The organism is Verrucomicrobiota bacterium (assembly GCA_016871675.1).
Lineage (GTDB): Bacteria > Verrucomicrobiota > Verrucomicrobiia > Limisphaerales > VHCN01 > VHCN01.
This window is the reverse complement of record VHCN01000059.1, coordinates 1-21,785: the sequence shown is the minus strand read 5'-3', so window position 1 is coordinate 21,785 and position 21,785 is coordinate 1. Positions and strand designations below refer to the sequence as shown.

At 66.1% G+C, this 21,785-nt stretch carries 15 protein-coding genes; 13 read left to right on the top strand and 2 right to left on the bottom strand.

Annotation, left to right across the window (positions count from 1 at the left end; translation table 11 throughout):
- Window positions 1-117: 117 nt before the first annotated feature.
- The 8 genes from FJ386_11910 (at window position 118) to uvrB (ending at window position 14,662) form a co-directional block, all read left to right on the top strand.
- A complete protein-coding gene (locus tag FJ386_11910) occupies window positions 118-645 on the top strand; it encodes a ComF family protein (GenBank protein ID MBM3877412.1) in 528 nt (175 codons plus the stop codon).
- Between the two features lie 117 nt (window positions 646-762).
- Complete coding sequence (locus tag FJ386_11905) at window positions 763-1,710, top strand: acetyl-CoA carboxylase carboxyltransferase subunit beta (protein ID MBM3877411.1); 948 nt, start codon at window positions 763-765, stop codon at window positions 1,708-1,710.
- A 96-nt stretch (window positions 1,711-1,806) separates the two neighbouring features.
- On the top strand, window positions 1,807-3,876 hold the full coding sequence (locus FJ386_11900; GenBank protein ID MBM3877410.1) for a hypothetical protein: 2,070 nt from the start codon (window positions 1,807-1,809) through the stop codon (window positions 3,874-3,876).
- Between the two features lie 174 nt (window positions 3,877-4,050).
- The gene (locus FJ386_11895) at window positions 4,051-6,741 is read left to right on the top strand and encodes a DUF1553 domain-containing protein (GenBank protein MBM3877409.1); all 2,691 of its coding nucleotides are present in this window, start codon (window positions 4,051-4,053) and stop codon (window positions 6,739-6,741) included.
- 1 nt (window position 6,742) lies between these two features.
- On the top strand, window positions 6,743-8,182 hold the full coding sequence (locus FJ386_11890; GenBank protein ID MBM3877408.1) for a DUF1501 domain-containing protein: 1,440 nt from the start codon (window positions 6,743-6,745) through the stop codon (window positions 8,180-8,182).
- A 9-nt stretch (window positions 8,183-8,191) separates the two neighbouring features.
- Window positions 8,192-11,023 (top strand): DUF1553 domain-containing protein, encoded by a 2,832-nt coding sequence (locus FJ386_11885; GenBank protein MBM3877407.1) that lies wholly within the window; start codon window positions 8,192-8,194, stop codon window positions 11,021-11,023.
- A complete protein-coding gene (locus FJ386_11880; GenBank protein MBM3877406.1) occupies window positions 11,001-12,455 on the top strand; it encodes a DUF1501 domain-containing protein in 1,455 nt (484 codons plus the stop codon). The genes FJ386_11885 and FJ386_11880 overlap by 23 nt, the downstream gene beginning before the upstream one ends.
- A gap of 50 nt (window positions 12,456-12,505) precedes the next feature.
- A complete protein-coding gene (gene uvrB / locus FJ386_11875; GenBank protein ID MBM3877405.1) occupies window positions 12,506-14,662 on the top strand; it encodes an excinuclease ABC subunit UvrB in 2,157 nt (718 codons plus the stop codon).
- Between the two features lie 4 nt (window positions 14,663-14,666).
- Here the strand turns inward: uvrB and FJ386_11870 are convergent, their stop codons facing one another.
- The gene (locus FJ386_11870) at window positions 14,667-15,227 is read right to left on the bottom strand and encodes a YqgE/AlgH family protein (protein ID MBM3877404.1); all 561 of its coding nucleotides are present in this window, start codon (window positions 15,225-15,227) and stop codon (window positions 14,667-14,669) included.
- A 42-nt stretch (window positions 15,228-15,269) separates the two neighbouring features.
- Here FJ386_11870 and FJ386_11865 point away from each other — a divergent pair, with 42 nt between their 5' ends.
- From FJ386_11865 to FJ386_11845, 5 genes are all read left to right on the top strand, one after another.
- Window positions 15,270-15,503, top strand: a complete 234-nt coding sequence (locus tag FJ386_11865) for a hypothetical protein (protein MBM3877403.1) — start codon at window positions 15,270-15,272, stop codon at window positions 15,501-15,503.
- A 62-nt stretch (window positions 15,504-15,565) separates the two neighbouring features.
- On the top strand, window positions 15,566-16,438 hold the full coding sequence (locus tag FJ386_11860; protein MBM3877402.1) for a hypothetical protein: 873 nt from the start codon (window positions 15,566-15,568) through the stop codon (window positions 16,436-16,438).
- Window positions 16,435-18,306, top strand: coding sequence for a hypothetical protein (locus FJ386_11855; protein ID MBM3877401.1), 1,872 nt, complete (start codon window positions 16,435-16,437; stop codon window positions 18,304-18,306). Before FJ386_11860 ends, FJ386_11855 begins: the two co-directional genes overlap by 4 nt.
- A gap of 126 nt (window positions 18,307-18,432) precedes the next feature.
- A complete protein-coding gene (locus FJ386_11850) occupies window positions 18,433-18,876 on the top strand; it encodes a CBS domain-containing protein (GenBank protein MBM3877400.1) in 444 nt (147 codons plus the stop codon).
- A gap of 19 nt (window positions 18,877-18,895) precedes the next feature.
- Window positions 18,896-19,813 (top strand): hypothetical protein, encoded by a 918-nt coding sequence (locus tag FJ386_11845; protein MBM3877399.1) that lies wholly within the window; start codon window positions 18,896-18,898, stop codon window positions 19,811-19,813.
- Here FJ386_11845 and FJ386_11840 read toward each other — a convergent pair.
- Complete coding sequence (locus FJ386_11840; protein ID MBM3877398.1) at window positions 19,756-21,252, bottom strand: amino acid permease; 1,497 nt, start codon at window positions 21,250-21,252, stop codon at window positions 19,756-19,758. The genes FJ386_11845 and FJ386_11840 overlap by 58 nt on opposite strands.
- Between the last annotated feature and the right edge of the window lie 533 nt (window positions 21,253-21,785).

Here is a 21,785-nt window from a genome sequence, read left to right as displayed (position 1 = left end):
GTCTGCGCCGGCTGCCGGTGTCAGGTGAAGTTCGTGCTCCCGCCCTGCTGCGACCGGTGCGGGCTCCCCTTCGAAGGCGACATCGCCACGACGTTCGAGTGTTCCAACTGTCGTGAGATGGAACTCCACTTCAGTCAGGCGCGCGCCGCCGCCATCGCGAATGACTTCCTGCTCGATGTGATCCACCGCTACAAGTATTCGCAGGCGGTGTGGTTCGAGCCGTTCCTTGCGGAGCTGCTCGTGCGCGAAGCCGCGCCCGGGCTCCGCGCCTCGCGGTGGGAGGTCGTGGTGCCCGTGCCGTTGCATCCCGTGAAGGAGCGCGAGCGCGAATTCAACCAGGCCACCCGGCTCGCCGGCCATCTCGCAACCGCCGCCGGACTGCGACTGAACACGAAGCTCCTCCGCCGCGTGCTGCCGACCCGCACGCAGACCAAGCTCACCCGCAAGGCGCGCGCCGCGAATGTCGCCCGCGCCTTCGCCCTCCGCGACGGCGCCGTGCTGCGGGGCGAACGTGTGGTGCTCGTGGACGACGTGCTGACGACCGGCGCGACGACAAGCGCCGCCGCAAAGGTCCTCATGGACGGCGGCGCCGGCGAAGTCTGCGTGTGGACACTCGCGCGCGGAGTGCTCGGAACACGTCTCTGACGCGCCGGATGCCCGCGCAGGCGGGGCCGGGCATTCCAAAGTTTTCCGTTGCCTCCCCGCGCGAAGCCGACCACGATGGGGCAACCGTTCGGCCCGTTCTTTTGCGACCGTTTGACCATGGCGACCACTTCATTCACACGCAAATCTCTCGGCTCCGAAGGTGTTGAACCGGCTGTCACCCCCTTGACCGCCACGGCGGAGACGGCGTTCTTCCGCAAGCCCAAGCTTGGCAGCTCCAAGACCCGCAAGAAGGAAATCCCCGAAGGGCTCTGGAAGAAGTGCCCCAATTGCGCGTCGATCCTCTACGACAAGGAACTTGATGCCAACCTGAAGGTCTGTCCCAAGTGCAGCCATCACTTCACCATCGGCGCGCGCGAGCGGATTCACTCGCTTGTCGAGACGTGTTCTTTCGAGGAGATGGACGCCGGGATGACCAGCGTGGACGTGCTCAAGTTCACCGGCGTCGCCACTTACGCCTCGAAGCTCGAAGATTACCAGGATCGCACCAACCTGAAGGACGCCGTGACCACCGGCATCGGCCGCATCGGCGGGCAGGCGGTCGCGCTCGGCGTGATGGACTTCAGCTTCCTTGGCGGCTCGATGGGCTCGGTCGTCGGCGAGAAGCTCACCCGCCTCATCGAGGCCGGCACCTCGCGCGGTCTGCCCGTCATCATCATCTCAACCTCCGGCGGCGCGCGCATGTATGAGGGCATGTTCAGCCTCATGCAGATGGCCAAGACGAGCGCGGCGCTCGCCTATCACGGCCGGGCGCGGCTGCCTTACATCAGCGTCCTGACCCACCCGACGACCGCGGGCGTGATGGCGAGCTACGCAAGCCTCGGAGACCTCATCCTCGCCGAACCGGGCGCGATGATCGGTTTCGCGGGGCCGCGCGTGATCAAGGACACCACACAGGCGGACCTGCCGCCGGGTTTTCAGACCGCGGAATTCCTCCTCGACCACGGCCTCATCGACGCCATCGTGCCGCGCAAGGACCTCAACCAGAGCCTTGGGGTTTTCCTCGAATTCCTCATGGCCGGGCGCCACGGCAAGTCAGTGACGTAGTTCGCAAACACGATCGCGGCGCCAGAATCACGCGCCGGCCGGCTCCAAGTTTTTGCTCAACTTCCCCGCTTCGGCCGTTATCCTGCCGCTGCTCGCATGAATCGCCCGGTCCGCAGTTTGCTTTCGTTCGTTGTCGCTGCCGGCGCGCTTGTTCCCTTCGGCTCCGCCGCGCCGTCGCTTCCCGCGAAAGACCAGCGGGCGGACGTCGTCCGCGATCTCAACACCCCGCGCCCATTTCCCGTCATCGGGTCGAAAGCCGAATGGCAGGCGCGCGCGAAGCAAATCCGCGAGCAGATCCTCGTGAGCTGCGGCTTGTGGCCGTTCCCCGAGCAGTCGCCGCTCAACGCCACGGTCTTTGGCCGCATCGCGCGCGACGGATACTCGATTGAAAAAGTCCACTTCGAGACGTTCCCCGGCGTGGTCCTCGCGGGCAACCTCTACCGCCCGCTGGGCCGCGGCAACGGCCCGTTCCCCGGCGTCCTCAACCCGCACGGCCACTGGGGCAAGGGCCGCATGGCCGACGAACCGAATGGCTCCATCGCGGGCCGCTGCATCAACTTCGCCCAGTCCGGCATGGTCGCGTTCAGCTACGACATGTTCGGCTACAATGACACAATGCAGTTCGGGTCGCACGGCCGCATCCTCACCAGCCCCACCGCCCAATTTTGGAGTCTGAACCTGATGGGACTCCAGACTTACAACAGCCTTCGCGCCATGATGTTCCTCATGTCGCTGCCCGACGTGGACCCCGCGCGCCTCGCGTGCACCGGCGAGTCCGGCGGCGGCACGCAGACGTTCATGCTCGGCGCCATCGCCGGCAACCTCGCTGCGCAGGCCCCCGTCGTCATGGTGTCGCACTCGATGCAGGGCGGCTGCCTTTGCGAAAACGCGCCCGGCCTGCGGTTGAATTACTCAAACATGGAAATCGCGGCCGTCCCCGCGCCGCGCCCGCAAATCCTCGTTGCCGCCAGCGGGGACTGGACGAAGACCACGCAGACCATCGAGGGCCCGGGCATCGCGGGCGTTTACAAGCTCTTCAACGCGCCCGGGCTCAAGGCCGCGGACCGGTTTCGCCACGTCACCTTCGACTTCCCGCACAACTACAACAAGACCTCGCGCGAGGCCGTCTATCCGTGGTTCGAGCACTGGCTGCTCAAGGCGCCGCTCAAGGATGCCCGTGTGGAATTCCCGTTCAGCAAGGAGCCCGACGCCGCGCTCCGCGTATTCCCCGGCACGAACCAGCTCGCGCCCGGCGCCATCAGCGAGGTCGCGTTCGTCCAGTCGCGCATTCTCGAAGCACGCTCCCATCTCGCCTCGCTCCGCCCGATGGACAGCGCCTCGCTCAAGCACGTCAAGGAGGCGCTCACGCCGCTTTGGAAGCACACCATGCAGCTTCAATTCCCCGTTGGCGGGCTCGTCGTCGAGCGCCCCGACGCCCTGCCGTATGGGCCTTACACGGTCACGCGCCTCGCCATCGGCCGCGACAGCCGGGGCGACCGGTTGCCCGCCGTGCTGTTCACGCCCAAGGACGACAAACTCGGCCGCACCGTCGTGCTCGCGCATTCCGACGGCAAGTCGCCATTCATCGCGCCGAACGGCATGGCGCAGGGGCTCGCGCGCCAGCTCGTGCTCGACGGCAGCGCCGTGCTGGTCCTCGACACCTTCCTCACGGGCGAACTCGCCGATCCTTCCGCAGTGGTCCGGCGCGACCCGCACCGGAACTACTTCACCACCTACAACCGCACCGACCTGCAGGAGCGCGTGCAGGATTTGCTGACCGTCTGCGCGTTCCTCCACGTGGAATCACGCGGACGGCAGGTGATCCTCTGCGGACTCGGCACCGCCGGATTGTGGACGCTCCTCGCCGCGCCCGGCGCCGACGCCGTGGTCGCGGATTGCTCGGACTTTGACGTGATGAACGACGACGCCCTGCTCGCGCCCGCGATGTTCGTGCCAGGCTTCCGCCGCATGGGCGCGTTCGAGACCCCCATCCTGCTCGCCGCCCCCAACCCGCTCGTGCTGCACAACAGCGGCGGGCACTTCAGCACCGTCATGCTGCGCGCGAGCTACACCGCCATCGGCGCGCCCAAGAACATCGCCGTTCACAAGGACCGCCTCGACGACGAGCGCGTCGCCAGACTCATCGCGGAGTTGAATCTGAAGTGAAGGGCCACGCCGTGAATTCACCCACCGCGCACGAGGCGCAACTCGCGCGCGAATTCCTCGCCACTTCCCCGCTGGGCGAGTTTTGCCGCGTGCTCTTCAACCTCAACGCGTTCGTTTACGTGGAGTGATTTTTCTCGCGCCGGGCCCCGTCCATCTCCCTACCATATCCGAGCCATGCGAAACCGATTCCTCCCGTTCGCCGCGACGGCGTCGATGCTTTGCGCCAGTGCTCACGCCGCGGCGAGTTCGCAGAAGGTGGACTTCAACCGTGACATCCGGCCCATCCTGTCGGACACCTGTTTCAAGTGCCACGGGCCGGACCCGAAGCATGTGAAGGGCGGCCTGCGTCTCGACTTGCGCGAGGTCGCGACCAAGCCCGCCAAGTCGGGCAGGACGGCGATCATCGCGAAGAAGCCCTCGCAAAGCGAACTGGTCCGCCGCCTCACGACGAAGGACCCCGACGATCTCATGCCGCCGGCCGAGACAGGCAAGAAGCTCACGTCGCAGCAAATCGAGCTGTTCAAGAGATGGATCGAGCAGGGCGCGGAGTATCAGATGCACTGGGCGTATCAGCCCGTGGCGAAGCCCGTAGTCCCCGCGGTAAAGGCAAAGGAGCGCGTGCGGAATCCGATTGATAACTTTGCCCTCGCGAAGCTTGAAGCGCAGAAGCTCAAGCCACAGCCCGAGGCCGACCCGGTGACGTTGATCCGACGGCTGTCGTTCGATCTCACGGGCCTTCCGCCGAAGCCGGAGGAGGTGGAGTTGTTTGTTCGTGCCTTCTCCCCCGCTCCCTCTCTCCCCCGCGCCCCGGCCTCCGCCAGCGCAGCGGAGAAGGGGAGAAAGGGAGAACGGGAGGCGGCTGCAGTCGAAGCTCTCATGGACCGCCTGCTTGCGTCGCCGCATTACGGCGAGCGGATGGCGATGTATTGGCTCGACCTCGTGCGTTACGCGGACACGCGCGGCTACCATGGCGACCAGCACCAGAGCATCACGCCGTATCGCGACTACGTGATCAACGCCTTCAACTCGAACAAGCGGTTCGATGTGTTCACCGCGGAGCAACTCGCGGGTGATTTGTTCCCCGAGGCTTCGCAGGAGCAGCGCGTCGCCAGTGGTTACAACAAGCTGCTCATGACCACCGAGGAGGGCGGCGCGCAACCGAAGGAATACACCGCCAAGTATGCCGCCGACCGCGTCCGCAACGCGTCGGTCGTGTGGCTTGGCTCGACGATGGGTTGCGCCGAGTGCCATGACCACAAATACGACCCGTTCACACAGCGCGATTTCTACAGTTTCGCGTCGTTCTTCTCCGATGTGAAGGAGACCGCCGTCGGCGGACTCGAAACCGTGCCGCTGCCGACCGCCGAACAGAAGGCCAATCTCGACGCCGCCGACAAGCAGATCGCCGCGGTCGAGAAGTCCATCCGCGAAGCCGTCGCGAAGGCGAAGTATGAGGAACCGGAACCGCTGCCGCTTCCGGCACCGAAGGACGAGCCGAAGGATGCGACGTCTGCGAAGCGCCCGCCGCCCAAGCCCGACCTCCCGGCCGCGTCACAGCGCGCGTGGGAAGCCAAGGTGAAGGCCGAGACGAAGTCCGCCGTGCCCAAGCCCGTCGTGGACGCGATCAAGGTTGCCGACGACAAACGCACCGACGCGCAGCGCAAAACCATCCGCGAGCACTACGTCGAGTTCGTGTGGGGCGGCAGTCGAGCGACGTTTGACCCGCTGCACAAGCAGTTGAACGAAGCGAAGGCCGCCCGCGCCGCCGTGGACGCGAAGGTCGTCCGCACCATGATGACCGCATCGAGCGAGCCGCGCATGATGCGCATCCTGCCGCGCGGCAACTGGCTCAGCGACGACGGCGAGATTGTGCAGCCCGCGCTGCCTGCGTTCCTCGGCAAGCTTGATGCGAAGGGCCGGGCCACGCGCCTCGACTTGGCGAAGTGGATGACCGCGCCGGACAACCCGCTCGTCGCCCGGGTCTTCGTCAACCGCGCGTGGAAGCTCATGTTCGGCCGCGGCATCGTCACCACGCTTGAGGACTTCGGCCGTCAGGGGACGCACCCATCGCATCCCGAGTTGCTCGACTGGCTCGCGCAGGACTTCATCGCCAGCGGCTGGGACGTGAAGCGGTTGATGAAACTCATCGCCACGTCGGACACGTATCGGCGCACGTCGCGCGACACGCCTGAACTTCGGCAGAAGGACCCTTACAACGCGCAACTCGCGCGGCAGGGGCGGTTCCGCATTGACGCCGAGATGGTGCGCGACAACGCGCTCGCGGTCGCCGGCTTGCTGAACTTGAGCGTCGGCGGACCAAGCGCGAAGCCCTACCAGCCGCCCGGCTACTGGAGCTACCTGAACTTCCCGAAGCGCGAATGGCAGAACGACAGCGGCGACGGGTTGTATCGCCGCGGCGTTTACACCTATTGGTGCCGGACGTTCCTGCACCCGAGCCTTGCGGCGTTCGACGCGAGCACGCGCGAGGAATGCGTCGCCGAGCGCGTCCGCTCGAACACGCCGCAGCAGGCGCTCGTGCTGCTCAACGACCCGACTTACGTAGAAGCCGCGCGCACCTTCGCAGAGCGCATCGTCCGCGAGGGCGGCCAGGACGCGAAGAGCCGCATCGAGTTCGCCTACCGCGCGGCGCTCTCGCGCAAACCGCTGCCCGATGAACTGAAGCTGCTCACCGAACTCCAGTCCAAGCATCACCAGCAATACGCCACCGACAAGGCCGCCGTGGATGAACTGCTCAAATCCGGCGGGAAGCCCGCGGCGAAGGACCTCGACGCCACCGAACTGGCCTCGTGGACCAGCGTCGCGCGGACCATCCTGAACCTGCACGAGACGATCACGCGAAACTGAGATGAACCCCTTGCTACTCCAGAACGAATTGAACCGTCGCGCGTTTCTGTGCCGCGCCGGCGCGACCGTCGGCACCGCGGCATTCGCGGACCTCCTCGCTTCGCGGATCTTTGCCGCCTCGCCGGCTCCCGCGAAGTCCGACAGGTGGCCGGGCGTCGTGCGGCCGTTTCATCATCCGCCAAAGGCCAGGCGCGTCATCCAGCTCTACATGGCGGGCGGGCCGTCACACCTCGAAACGTTCGACCCCAAGCCGCATCTCGCGAAACTCCACGGCGAACCAATGCCCGAGAGCATCACGGCGGGACAGCCCATCGCGCAGTTGCAGGGCAACAAGGCGCTCAAGTGTTTCGGGCCGCAATGGGAATTCAAGAAGGCCGGCCAGTCGGGACAGGAGATTTCGGAGATCTTCCCGAAACTCGCGGAGCACGCGGATGAGCTCGCCATCGTCCGCTCGATGCACACCGAGGCCATCAACCACGATCCGGCGCACACCTACATGAACACCGGCACGCTCATCAGCGGCCGGCCGTCGTTCGGCTCGTGGCTGCTCTACGGGCTCGGCTCCGAGTGCGAAGATTTGCCGGGCTTCGTCGTGCTGCTGTCCACGGGCAAGTTCGGCCAGTCGCAGCCCGTGTCCGCGCGGCAGTGGGCGAGCGGATTCCTGCCGACGAAGTTCACCGGTGTCGAGTTGCGCTCGAAGGGCGACCCCGTCCTCTACGTGAAAAACCCGCGCGGCATCGCGCCCGGCCAGCAGGAGGACGTCGTGCGCGCCGTGCAGAAGTTGAACCAGCTGCAGAACGCCGTCGTGGACGACCCCGAGATCGCCACGCGCATCAGCCAGTATGAAATGGCGTTCCGCATGCAGGCGAGCGTGCCCGACCTGATGGACATCTCGAAGGAGCCCGCGAGCGCGCTCGACCTCTACGGCGCGAAGCCCGGCGACGGCTCCTTCGCCTCGAATGCGTTGCTCGCGCGCCGCCTCGCGGAGCGCGGCGTGCGCTTCATCCAGCTTTACCACCGCGACTGGGATCACCACGGCAGCATCAAGGACCACGTGCGCGGCACCGCCGCCGAGGTGGACCAGCCGATGGCCGCGCTGCTCACCGACCTCAAGCAGCGCGACATGCTCAAGGACACCCTCATCCTGTGGAACGGCGAGTTCGGCCGCACGCCGATGGCGCAGGGCAACGGCCGCGACCATCACCAGAAGGCCTTCTCCATCTGGCTCGCCGGCGGCGGCGTCAAGGGCGGCGTCACTTACGGCGCGACGGACGACTTCGGCTACCACGCCACCGTGGACCGCATGCACGTGAACGACCTCCACGCCACGATGCTGCACCTGCTGGGCATTGACCACACGCGGCTGAACTTCAAGTTCCAAGGGCTCGACATGCGCCTCACGAACGTGGCGGGCGAAGTCGTGAAGCCGCTGCTGGCGTGAGCCTGCGCCATGACAGGTTGGAGTAAACTCGCGTGCCCGGCTGCGTTCGTCCTGTTCCTGGCGCCCGATGCGGAAGGCGCGGCGGCGAAAACTTCACCAGCGAATGCCGCAACGAACTGGTGGTCCCTCAAGCCCATTGTCCGCCCGGTCGTCCCAATTCTCCGCAATTCGAAAACTGAAATCCGAAATCCCATCGACGCTTTCATCGTCTCGAAACTGCGCGAGAAGGGCCTCTCTCCATCGCCGGAGGCTGACGCGCGCACGCTGATTCGCCGGCTCCATTTCGGCCTCGTCGGCCTGCCCCCGGCGCCGGAGGATGTGGAGGAGTTTGCCAGCACCTTCCCCGCGTCTCCGCGTCCCAGCGTCCCCGCGTCGTCGGCCAAGGACGCGGAGACGCGGAGACACGGAGACGCCGCGATCGAGCGTCTCGTGGACCGTCTTCTCGCCAGCCCGCGACACGGTGAACGCTGGGCTCGCCACTGGCTCGACGTCGCGCGCTTCGCCGAGACGCACGGCCACGACCAGGACCGCGTGCGCGAGAACGCCTGGCCCTACCGCGACTACGTCATCGAGTCGCTCAACGCCGACAAGCCGTGGGCGCGTTTCGTGCAGGAGCAGGTCGCCGCGGATGCGCTCTTCCCCGGCGAGCCGCGGCTCATTCCCGCGCTCGGCTTTCTTGCCGCCGGGCCGTGGGACGAGAGTTCGCTGCGCGACATCCGCGAAGACACGCTCGACCGCGAAATCGGCCGCTACCTCGACCGCGACGACATCGTGACCGCCGTGATGAGCGCGTTCGCGAGCAGTTCCGTCCATTGCGCGCGCTGTCACGACCACAAATTTGACCCCATCCCGCAGCGCGATTACTACAGCCTGCAAGCTGTCTTCGCCGGCGTGGAGAAGGCGAACCGCGCCTTCGACCCCGACCCCGCCATCTCGAAGCGCCGCGCCGACCTTCGCGCCAAAGTCGTCGCGCTGGAGAAACGCGAGCCCGCGTTTATGGAGGCGCTGCTCACGCCCGCGATGCAGGCCGATGTCGAAGCCTGGCTCGCGCGCGAACTTGCCGCGGCGCGACTCATCGTCTGGACCACGCTCACGCCCGAGTCCGTGACATCGCTGAACGGCTCCAAGCTCGTGCCGCATCCCGACGGCTCCGTGCTCGCCACCGGCGGGCGTCCCGAGAAGGACACTTACACATTCGTTGCCGCGACCGAACTGCGGGGGATTACTGGCGTCCGCCTCGAAGTCCTCACGGACGACTCGCTGCCGAAGAAAGGCCCCGGTCGCCAGGATAACGGGAACCTGCACCTCACGGAGTTCAAAGCGGGCGCCGCGCCACAATCGGGCGGCGAGCCAAGGGCCATCGCATTTCAAAACCCGCTCGCCGACTTCAACCAACAGGGCTGGACCATCCAGCACGCGCTCGACAACAAGCCGGCCACCGCGTGGGGCATCTATCCCGAGGTCGGCAAATCGCATCAGGCCGTGTTTGAGTTCGCCGCGCCGCTCGCAAACACCACGGCTTCGCGGATCACGTTCGTCCTCGAACAACTGCACGGCGGCGGTCATCTCATCGGCCGGTTCCGCATATCGGTCACGACGGCGCCGCGTCCGCTGAGCCTGCCGGTGCTGCCCGATGCCCTCGCGCGTCTCGCCTCGACGCCACCCGCCGATCGCACGCCGGCGCAGCGTCAGGAACTCGCGGCGCACTGGCTGAAGGAGAAACTCACGCGCGAGCTCGCGGCGATGCCGAAGCCGCAGCTCGTCTTTGCCGCCGCGAGCGACTTCGAGCCTGACGGCAGTCACAAGCCGCCGATGGGCCCGCGTCCTGTCCACATGCTGCGCCGCGGCGAGATCGGGCGAAAGCTCGACCCCGCGTCCCCGGGGGCGCTCGATTGTGTTGCTGCGCTGCCTGCGCGCTTCGACCTCGCAGCGGAGCCGGACGAGTCCGCACGCCGCGCCTCGCTCGCGCTGTGGCTCACCGACCCGCAGAACCCGCTCGTGTGGCGCTCTATCGTGAATCGCGTCTGGCAGCATCACTTCGGTCGCGGGCTCGTCGACACGCCGAATGACTTTGGAAGGATGGGCTCGCTTCCGACGCATCCCGACCTGCTCGACTGGCTCGCCGCCGAGTTCCGTGATCGCGGGGGTTCGCTCAAGTGGTTGCACCGGATCATCGTGACCAGTGCGGCGTATCGGCAGGCTTCGAATTGCGAGCCCGCGCTTTCGGGCGCGGCCGCGGTGCGCTTGACTCGAAACTCCAAACTCACGCATGGAACCATGGATGCGGACAACCGCCTGCTCTGGCGCCAGAACCGGACGCGGCTCGACGCCGAGTGCGTGCGCGATGCGATGCTCTCGGTGTCCGGCCAGCTCGATCTCACGACGGGCGGACCGAGTGCGCGGCACTTCGCGCTCGGGCCCGGCATCCACGTCACGCCCACGGTGGAATACTCGAAGTTCGACTGGGACTCTCCCGCCGGACGCCGCCGCAGCGTGTATCGCTTCGTGTTCCGAACGCTGCCCGACCCGTTCATGGAGGCGCTCGACTTCGCGGACACGTCGGTCAGCACGCCCGCGCGCGCGGAGTCGAACACGCCGCTGCAGGCGCTTGCGGTCTGGAACAACGACTTCGTGCTGCGCCAGTCGGAGCACTTCGCCGCACGCCTCGAACGCGAGACGCAGGGGACCGGGGCGCGCGTGAAGCGGGCGTTCGCGCTCGCGCTCAACCGCGCGCCCACCCCGGCGGAGATTGCGGACTTCGTTCCCTACATCGAGCAGCACGGGCTCGCGGCGTTCTGCCGGCTGCTCTTCAACTCCAGTGAATTCCTGTTCATCAACTGACCTCCGTTGCGGCCGTCGCGACTTCCTCTGGCGCTTCGGCGGCGGACTCGGCGGCGTCGCGCTCGCGCACTTGCTGGGCGTCGAGGATTTGCTTGGGGCTGACGCGCCCAAGCCGCGGCCGGAGTTCAACGGCGGGCTGCATCATCGGGCAAAGGTTCGCCGCGTCATACAGCTCTTTATGAACGGCGGCGTGAGCCAGATGGACACGTTCGATCACAAGCCCGAACTCACGAAGCGTCACGGCGAAAAGTTCGATCCCGGCACCGGCGAGCGCGTCGAGGCCGCGACGAGCGAGCCGGGCAAGGTGATGAAGAGCGTGTTCGACTTCCAGCAGCACGGCCAGTGCGGGCGCTGGGTCAGCAGCGTGTTCCCGCACCTCGCGGGTTGCGTGGACGACATCGCGTTCCTCATGGCGCTCGCGTCGAAGACGAACGTGCACGGCCCCGCGAGCTACATGATGAACACGGGCTTCATCGCGCCGGGCTTTCCGTGCATGGGCGCGTGGATGTCTTACGGGCTTGGCCGCCTCTCGGACAATCTGCCGACGTTCGTGGTGCTGCCCGACTCGCGCGGCCTGCCCTACAACGCGAAGGGCAACTTCTCCAGCGGTTTCCTGCCCGTGATGCACGCGGGCACCATCGTGAACGCCACGGCGCCGCAGCCGATTCCTGACCTGTTTCCGGCGAATCCCCCGAAGTCGCTCCCGCCTGCGAGTGAGCGAGACGGCCTCGCGTTGCTCGCGAAGATGAACCGCGCGCACGCCGCGGCGAATCCCGGCGACTCGCGGCTCGACGCGCGCATCGCGTCCTACGAACTCGCGGCGAAGCTGCAGTCGAGCGCGCCCGAGGCGTTCAATCTCGCGGGCGAAACCGAGGCGACGCGCAAGCGCTACGGGGTCGGCGAGAAGGCGACGGATGACTTCGGCCGGCGCTGCCTGCACGCGCGGCGATTGATCGAGCGCGGCGTGCGCTTCGTGCAAGTGTGGAGCGGCGCGGGAGGCCCGAAGAACAACTGGGACAACCATGGCGACATCCCGAACGAACTGCCGTCCATCGCCGGTCAGGTGGACAAACCGATCGCCGGCCTGCTCACGGACCTCAAGGCGCGCGGGTTGTTCGAGGACACGCTCGTCGTGTTCAGCACCGAGTTCGGCCGCATGCCCTTCACGCAGGGCGCGACCGGCCGCGACCACAACGGCGGCACCGGGATTGGGTGGCTTGCGGGCGCGGGCATCCGCGGTGGTGCGACGCACGGCGAAAGCGATGCCTGGTCGTGGAAGGCAGGGAAGGACCGCACCTACTGCTACGACCTGCACGCGACAGTGTTGCATCTGCTCGGGATTGACCACGAGCGCCTCACCTTCCGCCACAACGGCGTCGAGCGCCGCCTCACCGACGTGCACGGGCACGTGGTGAAGCAGATTCTCGCGTAGTCGCGGCCGCCTTCGTTGACACCCCTCCGGGTCGCTCGTAGCGTCAGCGCGTGTTCGAGCTCGTCTCTTCTTACAAGCCCGCGGGCGACCAGCCGCAGGCGATTGAGAAGCTCGCCGCGGGCTTGAACGCGGGCGCGAAGCATCAAGTCCTCCTTGGCGTCACCGGCTCGGGCAAGACCTTCACCGTCGCGAACGTCATCGCGCGCGTGCAGCGCCCCACGCTGGTCATCTCGCACAACAAGACGCTCGCCGCGCAGCTTTACGCGGAGTTCAAGGGATTCTTCCCCAACAACGCCGTCGAGTATTTCATCAGCTACTTCGACTACTACCAGCCCGAGGCCTACATCCCGCGCACGGACACGTTCATCGAGAAGGACTCGTCCATCAACGAGGAGATCGAGCGGCTGCGGCTCTCGACGATGAGCAGCCTCTTCGCGCGGCGCGACGTGATCGTGGTCGCGAGTGTGTCGTGCATCTACGGCATCGGCAGCAAGGAGGACTACGAGGCGATGGTCATCCCGCTCCAGCTCGGCCAGAGCCTCTCGCGCGACCAGCTCCTCTCGCGCATGGTGGACATCCAATACAACCGCAACGACATCGCCTTCGAGCGCGGCCAGTTCCGCGTCCGCGGCGACACGGTCGAGGTGCGCCCCGGCTACACCGAGGACGCGCTGCGCATCGAGTTCTTCGGCGACGACATTGACCGCATCACGCGCTTCGAGCCGCTCACGGGCGGGCGCATCGAGGAACTGCGCGCGGTGACGATCTATCCCGGCAAGCAGTTCGTCACGCCGATGGACAAGCTCAAGCGCGCGACGCTGACCATCCGCGAGGAACTGACGGAGCGCATCGCGTGGTTCGAGGCGCGCGGCAAGCTGCTCGAGGCGCAGCGCATCAAGATGCGCACCGAATACGACCTGGAGATGATGCTCGAGATGGGCTTCTGCTCCGGCATCGAGAACTACTCGCGCCACATCGCCGCGCGGCCGCCCGGCTCACGCCCGTGCACGATCATGGATTTCTTTCCCAAGGACTCGCTGCTCGTGATTGACGAGTCGCACGCGACGGTGCCGCAAATCGGCGCGATGTATGAGGGCGACCGCTCGCGCAAGACGGTGCTGGTCGAGCACGGCTTCCGCCTGCCGAGCGCGCTGGACAACCGGCCGCTGCGCTTCGAGGAGTTCCAGTCGTTGCAGAACCAGACGCTCTACGTGAGCGCCACGCCGGGACCGAGGGAGTTCGAGTGGGCGAGGGAAAATGCGGTCGGAGTCAAAGCGACGCAACCCCTCACCCCGTCCCTCTCCGCTTCCGAAGGGGAGAGGGTGCCCGAAGGGCGGGTGAGGGGTGATTCAGGCATCGCCGAACTCGTCGTCCGCCCGACCGGCCTCGTGGACCCGCGCGTCACGCTCAAGCCGCTCGCCGGCCAGATTGACGACCTCATCGAGGAGGTCCGCAAGCGCGTGGATGTGAAGGAACGCACGCTCGTCACCACGCTCACCAAGCGCACCGCCGAGGAACTCACCGATTACCTGCGCGACATCGGCATCAACGTCCGCTACCTGCACAGCGAGATTGACGCGATCGAGCGCGTCGAGATTTTGCGCGCGCTGCGCAAGGGCGAATTCGACGTGCTCGTCGGCATCAACCTCCTGCGCGAAGGGCTGGATTTGCCGGAGGTTTCGCTCGTGGCGATCCTCGACGCCGACAAGGAAGGCTTCCTCCGCAGCACGACGAGTTTGATTCAGACCTCGGGCCGCGCGGCGCGGCACTTGAACGGCGAGGTCATCCTTTACGCCGACGTGCAGACGGACAGCATCAGGAAGTTCCTCGCGACGACGGAATATCGCCGGCAGAGGCAGCTCGCCTGGAACGCCGCGCACGGCATCACGCCGCGCAGCGTGAGCCGCGCCGTCGAGGAGAGCCTCTCGTCGCAGAAGGAGGTCCACGACAAGGCGCTGACGCTGATGCGCGACGCGCAGGCGGACTTCGACGTGGGCACGGTGCTGCGCGAGTTGGAGGACGAGATGGTGAAGGCCGCGGAGAACCTGGAGTTCGAGAAAGCCGCGCTCGTGCGCGACCAGATCAACGAACTCAAGCGCGGCGCAGGCATCCTCACGGAGAAGGAGAAGGCGCAGGCGCGGTCGAGCCAGGTCAGTTACACGAAGCGGGGCAAGCGCCCGAAACGCGCGGCCGAGCGGCCATTTTGACGATTCAGTTCCACGACAGGTCCTCGGGCGCGTCGGCGAGGAGCTTGTATTGCCAGCCTTTCTTCTGGATGACGGATTTCCAGAGCGCGCCCGGGTCGGTGTTGAACACGAGGTCGAGCGAGGCGGGATGCGTCAGCCAAGCGTCGCGCTTCATCTCGTCGTCGAGCTGTCCGGCGGACCAGCCCGCGTAGCCGGCGAAAATCTTCACCTTCTGCGTCGGCGAGTAGGATTGGCCGAGCTCGACGAGTTCCTCGACCGAGTGGCCGAGGGCGAGGTTGGGCATCACGTCGGCGTCGGGCAGGAAGATGTCCGAGTAAAGGTAGCTCAGCGCCTGCGTCTGCACGGGCCCGCCAAGGTGCAGGGGGAGTTCCTTGATGACGTCGGGCAGGTCCGCCACGAGCGCCTCGCCGACCTTGGCGTCCGCCGTGCGGGTGAGCACGAGGCCAAAGGCCCCCTCGGCGTTGTGCTCGCAGACGAGCACGGCGGTGCGGTGGAAGAAGGAGCCGTTGAGCTTCCCGCCGTCGAGCAGGAGCTGTCCCTTGAGCGAGGTGAATGGCTTGTCCATGCGACCTGTGGCCGAATGTGGCGCAAGCTTGCGTGGCTGTAAATGGGCTTTAGAGTCGCGCGCACCACCGACTGCGGCATGAAGGAACTCCTGCGCAAAGTGCGCGACAACAAGAAGCTCATCGTGGCGGTGGGGTCGTTGTTGTGTTCGGTGGCCGTGCTGGTGGCGCTGGTGTTCTTCCTCTACAAGCTCAAGCAGCGGATGCTCGAGGACTCGGAGGTTTCGAACGAGCCGCCGCCCACGGAAGACGGCGATGAGCCGGGCCAAGGGCGGTGATCCAACGGCTCCGGGGCATTTCTGCTTTCGGACGGGCGGCTGGTCCTGCTACAGATTCACTCATGCCCTCAGCCACTTTCAAATCCGGCGACCTCACGGCCGTCATCGGCGACAACTCGGCGGATGGCGAGCATCGCGCCGGCTACAACGGTGTGTGGAGCCTTCGCCACCGGGCGGGCGCGCGCAGCCTGTTCGTGCCGGCGGTGGCTGGGCTGAACTTGGAACACATCGTCAGCGGCGAGCACCTGGAGGACGGGAAGGTATTCTTCGAGCCGCGCAACGCACCGATGACCTTCAAGCAGCTCAGCGAGACGGAAGCAGAGTTGCACCAGCCGCCGACGCCGACGTTCTTCGTCGAGAGCTGGACTCGCTTCAAGCTCATCGCGCCGCACTACCTCGACATGAGCTTCCGCTGCGTGCCGCACCAGCACGTCTTCCCGCGCGGCTACATGGCGCTCTTTTGGGCGAGCTACATGAACGCGCCGGCGGACAAGTCCATGTATTTCCTCGGCGGACTCGACGCACAGCGCAACCAGTGGACGCAGCTTTGCACGCAGTGGCACAACGACCAGAGCACCGTGCGCCACCGCGATGACACCTTCGAGATGACCTTCCCCGCCGGCAGCCGCGACACGCTGTTCAAGAGCCTCTCGCGGTTCCGCTTCGACCAGCCGTTCTTCTACGGCAACTTCGACGACCTCGTGTGGCTCGTCATGTTCGATCGAACGGACGGCATCCGGCTCACGCACTCGCCGAGCGGTGGCGGCTCGAATGCGCCGTTGCAGTCCACGAATCCCGCATGGGATTTTCAGTTCCTGGTGCAGAAGCCCGAGGTGATGAAGGAATACAGCTTCAACGTCCGCACCGTGCTGCGCCCGCGCTGCGAGCGCGCGGAATTGCTGGCGGAGTTCAAGAAATGGAAGGAGGCGAAATGAAGACGACGATTGCCGCAGTCGCGCTGCTGATCATCTCGAATGCTCCTGTCCGCGCCGCGTCGCTCAACCTGCCGCCGAACTCGTGGGTGAAGCTCTCGCCGCTCGCGAACACGCCGCCTTCGCCGCGGCTCGGCTACGAGGGCGCGTGCGTGTGGGACTCGAAACATCGCGTGATGATCCGATACGGAGGGCACAACCAGGGCGGCGGCGGCGAGCAGCATTCGGAGATGTGGACGTTTGACCCGCTCACAGCCACGTGGACGCTCAAGGAGCCGAACCTCCAGCCGCCGGGGATTTGTTGCGGGCAGCAGAATGTCTTCGACCCGGTTCAAGGGCGCTACCTGCGCTTTCCGTCGTTCAGCGGAAGCCACGGCTGGCAGTGGTGGCGCGAGATTTATCTCAACGACGCATCCGTGTGGAGCTACGACCTCGCGGAAAACAAATGGCGAAACTTGCGTCCCGTGCCGACGCCGACCCCGAAGCCGCTGCGCTGCGCGTCGTGGGACTCGCACCACGGCGTCGTCGTGCTTTTCGGCGGCGAGACGAGCAATGACGGCACGTTGGTTTATGATCCGCACGCAAACGAGTGGGTGCGCAAGAAGCCCGCGAAGCAACCCGAGGGCCGCAGCGGCGGGAACATGGCTTACGACGAGGCGCGCCGGAAACACATCCTCTTCGGCGCGCAGTTCATCAACGACCCGCGCACGTGGGCTTACGACCTCGACAAGAACGAGTGGACCGACTTGAAACCCGCCGCGATGCCTCCAACGGACAAGAACGATGCCGTGCTGGCCTACGACGCCGGCGCGCGGAAGGTGCTGTGCATCGTGAAGGTCAGCGAAGGCGCTGGCGACAACGCGAAGTCGCACCTGGAGACGTGGGCGTTCGACACGGGCGCGAACACGTGGACGAAGCTGAACCCGGAGCCGGAGCCGCATCAGTCCGGCAACCGCGCGCGAAACGTCCTTTACGCTCCGGAGCTGAACGCGGTGCTGCTCGAAAACCGCACGCATCCGCCGAACGGGCCTGCGGAGCAGCAGGTGCTGGCGTATCGCTTCGCCGGCGAATCGAAGCGCGAACCCGTCAAGCCATCCGACCGAACCACGCCGCGCATCGTCGAGGACATCGTCGTCTCGGTCGTATCGGCCACGCGCGTCGAGGTTTCGTGGAAGCGGCCGCGGCATGCGAACGTGCTCGGCTTTCACGTCGAGCGCGCGCCGGTCGAGGTGGCGACGGAAGACCAGCTCAAGCGGCTCAAGCGCCAGACCGAACCACTCGCGGAGCCAAGCGTTGGCGCGGTCACGCGCATCGGGAACTTTACACGGCTGACGCAAGCGATCCTCAAAGAGCCTTCATTCACTGACACAAGCGTTGACCTGACCAAGCCGCAGGCGGCCGGCGACTCGCCGCTCTACGAGCGCAAATTCAACGACGAGCAGCTTGACAAGGATGGCAGGCCGTATCGGTTCGCCGTGTTCGCCTACCGGGTGCGGGCCGTGATTCTCGGCGGGGAGAGCGGTCCCTCCGCAGCCGAGTTCACAATTCCTTCGCCTGTGCAATGGCTGGTCTCAAAGGAGGAAGGCGCGACGTGTCATCTCAAGTGGGCTGGGAATCCGGAGCGCGGCATCAAGGGCTATCGCGTCTATCGCATGAATGGCCGCTACGACAAGGATCCGATCCCGCGCCTGACACCTGAGCCAATCGTTGCGAATGCCTTCTCCGACCCGGAGGCAGGCAAGAACGCGCGCCGCTACTACGTCGTCGCCGTGGATGCGCTCGGGCAGGAGGGGTTCCCAAGTTCGCCGGTGTGGTTCGAGCGAGAGTGGAAGGCGTTTTACAAGCCGTTCACCGGCGAGTGGCATCAGTGACAGGCGCCCGCGAAGCCGGACGATGCGAAACCGCTCTTGACCCTCGCGGTCGTTGGGGCACATTCGCCCCGTGAACCCTCCCGGCCCGAGCCATGCGATAGGTTCCTTTGATGACTCCGGACTCCGATGATCACCGCCACGATTGACAATCTTCTCGGCAACAAGGCCGGCCAGATCTGGTCAGTCCCGCCCGATGCGACGGTGTTGGACGCGCTCAAGTTGATGGCGGCGAAAAACGTCGGCGCGCTCCTCGTCATGCAGGGCGACCAGCTTGTCGGCATTCTCTCCGAACGGGATTACGCGCGCAAAGTCACGCTCAAGGGCCGCGCCGCCGACACGACCCGCGTCAGCGAAGTCATCACCACGCCGGTCGTCACGGTCACGCCGCAGCAGACGGTCGAAGAGTGCATGCGGCTCATGACGAGCCACCGGTTCCGGCACCTGCCGGTCGTCAAGGACGGCAAAGTGCTTGGCGTCATCTCCATCGGCGATCTTATCAACTGGACGATTTCCGCGCAGGAGCAGGCGATCCAGCAGATGGAGAACTACATCGCCGGCGGCTACCGGTAGCCGTCCGGCGCACGCGACCGTGGCCGGCAAGCTGAAGTTCCCCATCGTCCTGGCGTGCGGCATCGCGCGCTTCGACGCGCTTCGCGAGCAGTTCGCCGCGCTGGTCGGCACGAAGGGCGTGCAGCTCTCCGACGCGGGCCACTATTTCCGGTTCATCAAGTCGCGGCTGGAGGAACGCGGTTTCACCACGCGCCACACGCAGGTCAGCTTCGCGGCGCGGGTGGACGTGCGGGCGAACGAACTTGCGGCGCAAGTCGGCGCGATTCGCCGCGAGTTGAACGCCGGGCAGGTCCACATCATCGCGCACAGCATGGGCGGGCTCGACGCGCGGCGCATGATCGTGGACATCACCGGGGCGGCGGCGACCGTCGCCAGCCTCACGACGATCGGCACGCCGCATTGGGGCAGCCCCGTGGCCGATGCCATGCTCGCGCGCGGATTCGAGAGCGTGGTGGACAAGCTGCAGCCGTTCATCACGCTCGAAGGCGTGCACGATCTCGCGACCGAAGCCTGCCGGCGTTTCAACGAACGCGCCGAGCCCGTCGAGGCCGCGAACGCGGTCCACTACGCCGCGTGGTCCGGCGCGCAGGTGCGCGACCAGACGTTTTTCCCGCTTCTGAAATCGTGGGATGTCACGCACGCCGCGGAAGGCGACAACGATGGACTGGTCTCGGTGAAGTCCCAGCGATGGCAGCCGGCCTTGCACGCGCCGGGCGTCACGAAGCCCGTTCACCAGCGATCATTCCCTTTCCCCGCCGATCACTTGAACCAGATCGGATGGTGGATGCCGCCGGCGGCGGAGTTCGCCTTTCCGACCCTTGCGCGCTGCAGGGCGTGGCGCGCGCGTGCGCAGGAAATCGAAGCCGCCGTGCAGCAGGTCTATCTCGGGGTCGCGGACGAACTCGAAGTCATGGAGTCCTTCGGACGGCTCCGGTAGTAGAAGTAGATGGGCGTCCCGAGCGCGACGAGCACGAGGCCGAAGGCGAAGTTGATCAGGCCCGGCTTGCCCGCGGCGACTGCCGCGCGATACGCCGCGATGTCGTTGTAGATCGTCATCAAGAGGAACGCCGCGGCAAAAACCACGAAGATTCCGGGCACCCACGGATACCCCGGCACTTTGTAGGGACGCGGCGCGTCGGGCTCCCTGCGCCGCAGCACGATCACCCCGTAGGCGCCTGTCATGTAGAAAATCCAGCTCACGAAGATGAGCGTGTCCGTGAGCTGGTCGAACGTGCCGCTGAACACAAGCAGCGACGCCCACACACCCTGCACCCCGAGCGACGCCGCCGGCGTGTGGTAGCGCGGATGCACGCGCCCGAGCAGCGCGGGAAAGACGTTGCGCTGGGCCATCGCGAAATACACACGCGCGCTGGCAAGGATGGTGGCGTTGTTCGCGCCGAACGTGGAGCACATCACCACCACCGCGATGAACTGCGCGCCGCCGTTCATGATCTTGTCGGCGACGTCCGCGGCGACGAGCTTCGACTGCGCCATCACGTCCACCGGCAGCACCCAGCAATAGGCCACGTTCATCGAGAGGTAGATCGCCGTGACGATGAACATCCCGAGCACGGTCGCGCGCGGCACGTTGCGCTCCGGGTCGCGCACTTCGCCGGCGAAGAAGCTCGTCTTCACCCAGCCGTCGTAAGCCCAGAAGGCGCCCTGCAGCGCCGCGGCAATCGCCGCCACGAGCGCCAGCCCTTCCTTGTGGATGACCGCGCTGTCCTTGGTGAAGTGCTCCGCGCTCCCGCCGATGCCCGGCACCGCGAAGGCCGCCACGAACAGCACCGCCATCCCGCCGACCTTCGCAATGGTCGAGATGTTCTGCACGAGGCCGCCGAAGCGCACGCCGAGGTAGTTCACCGCTGTCAGCAGGACGATGACGGCGACCGCGAGGCACTTCACGCCAAACTCCTTGAACGGCGCGATGTCGCCGATGAACGGCAGGTGGAACGACCACGCCGCCGTCGCCGGGTCCAGTTCGGGCAGCGCGTGGAGCTTGCCGAAATACTCCGCGAACACGTAGGCCAGCGCCGCGATGCTCCCGGTCTGGATGACCGCAAACACCGCCCAGCCGTAGATGTAAGCCGCGAACGGGCCATACATCCGCTCGTAGAAAACGTATTGGCCGCCGGTCTCGGTGATGAAGCTGGAAACTTCCGCGTTCGAGAGCGCGCCGAAGAGCGTGATGACGCCGGCGAGCACCCACACGAACAGCAGCCACTCCGGCGAGCCGAGCTGGCCCGCCATCACGCCTGGCTTGCGAAAGATGCCCGAGCCGATCACGCCGCCCACGACCAGCATCGTCGTCGTGAACAGGCCGAGCGCGGGGAGAAGACTCGGTGACGGATTGCTTTGGTGGGGCTCACTCACGATTCAAAAGTCAGCGGTTCGATTCGGCCCCACTCGCATTTGCGGCAGAACGGAGATGCAGCACCCCTCACCCCATCCCTGCCCATGAACCGGTTGGCGCACAGCCACCCCTCACCCGTCCCGCTCCGAGCGGGAGCACCCTCTCCCCTCCTCGGAGGAGGGGAGAGGGATGGGGTGAGGGGTGTCCGTTCGGGTTCAGGGGCCGAAATCGCGGCCGTTGGCGGGCCGTTGGTTCTCTCCCCTCGTCGGACGAGGGGAGAGGATGCCCGAAGTGCGGGTGAGGGGTGTTGAAGGAACCACTCCGCGAGCTTGACGATTGGCATCATTCGCCTATTGCCCTTTCAGAAACGCCATCAAGTCCGCCAATTCCTGACGGGTCATCGTCTTCTCCAGTTCGTTCGGCATGAGCGAGGTGCTGCTGCTGGTGAGCTTGGCGACGTTCGCGCGCAGAATGGTTTCCTCCACGCCTTGCGCGGCGCGGAGGGTGACGCTCGTGGGCGTGTCGGAGGTGAGCAGGCCGGTGAGGGAGCGGCCGT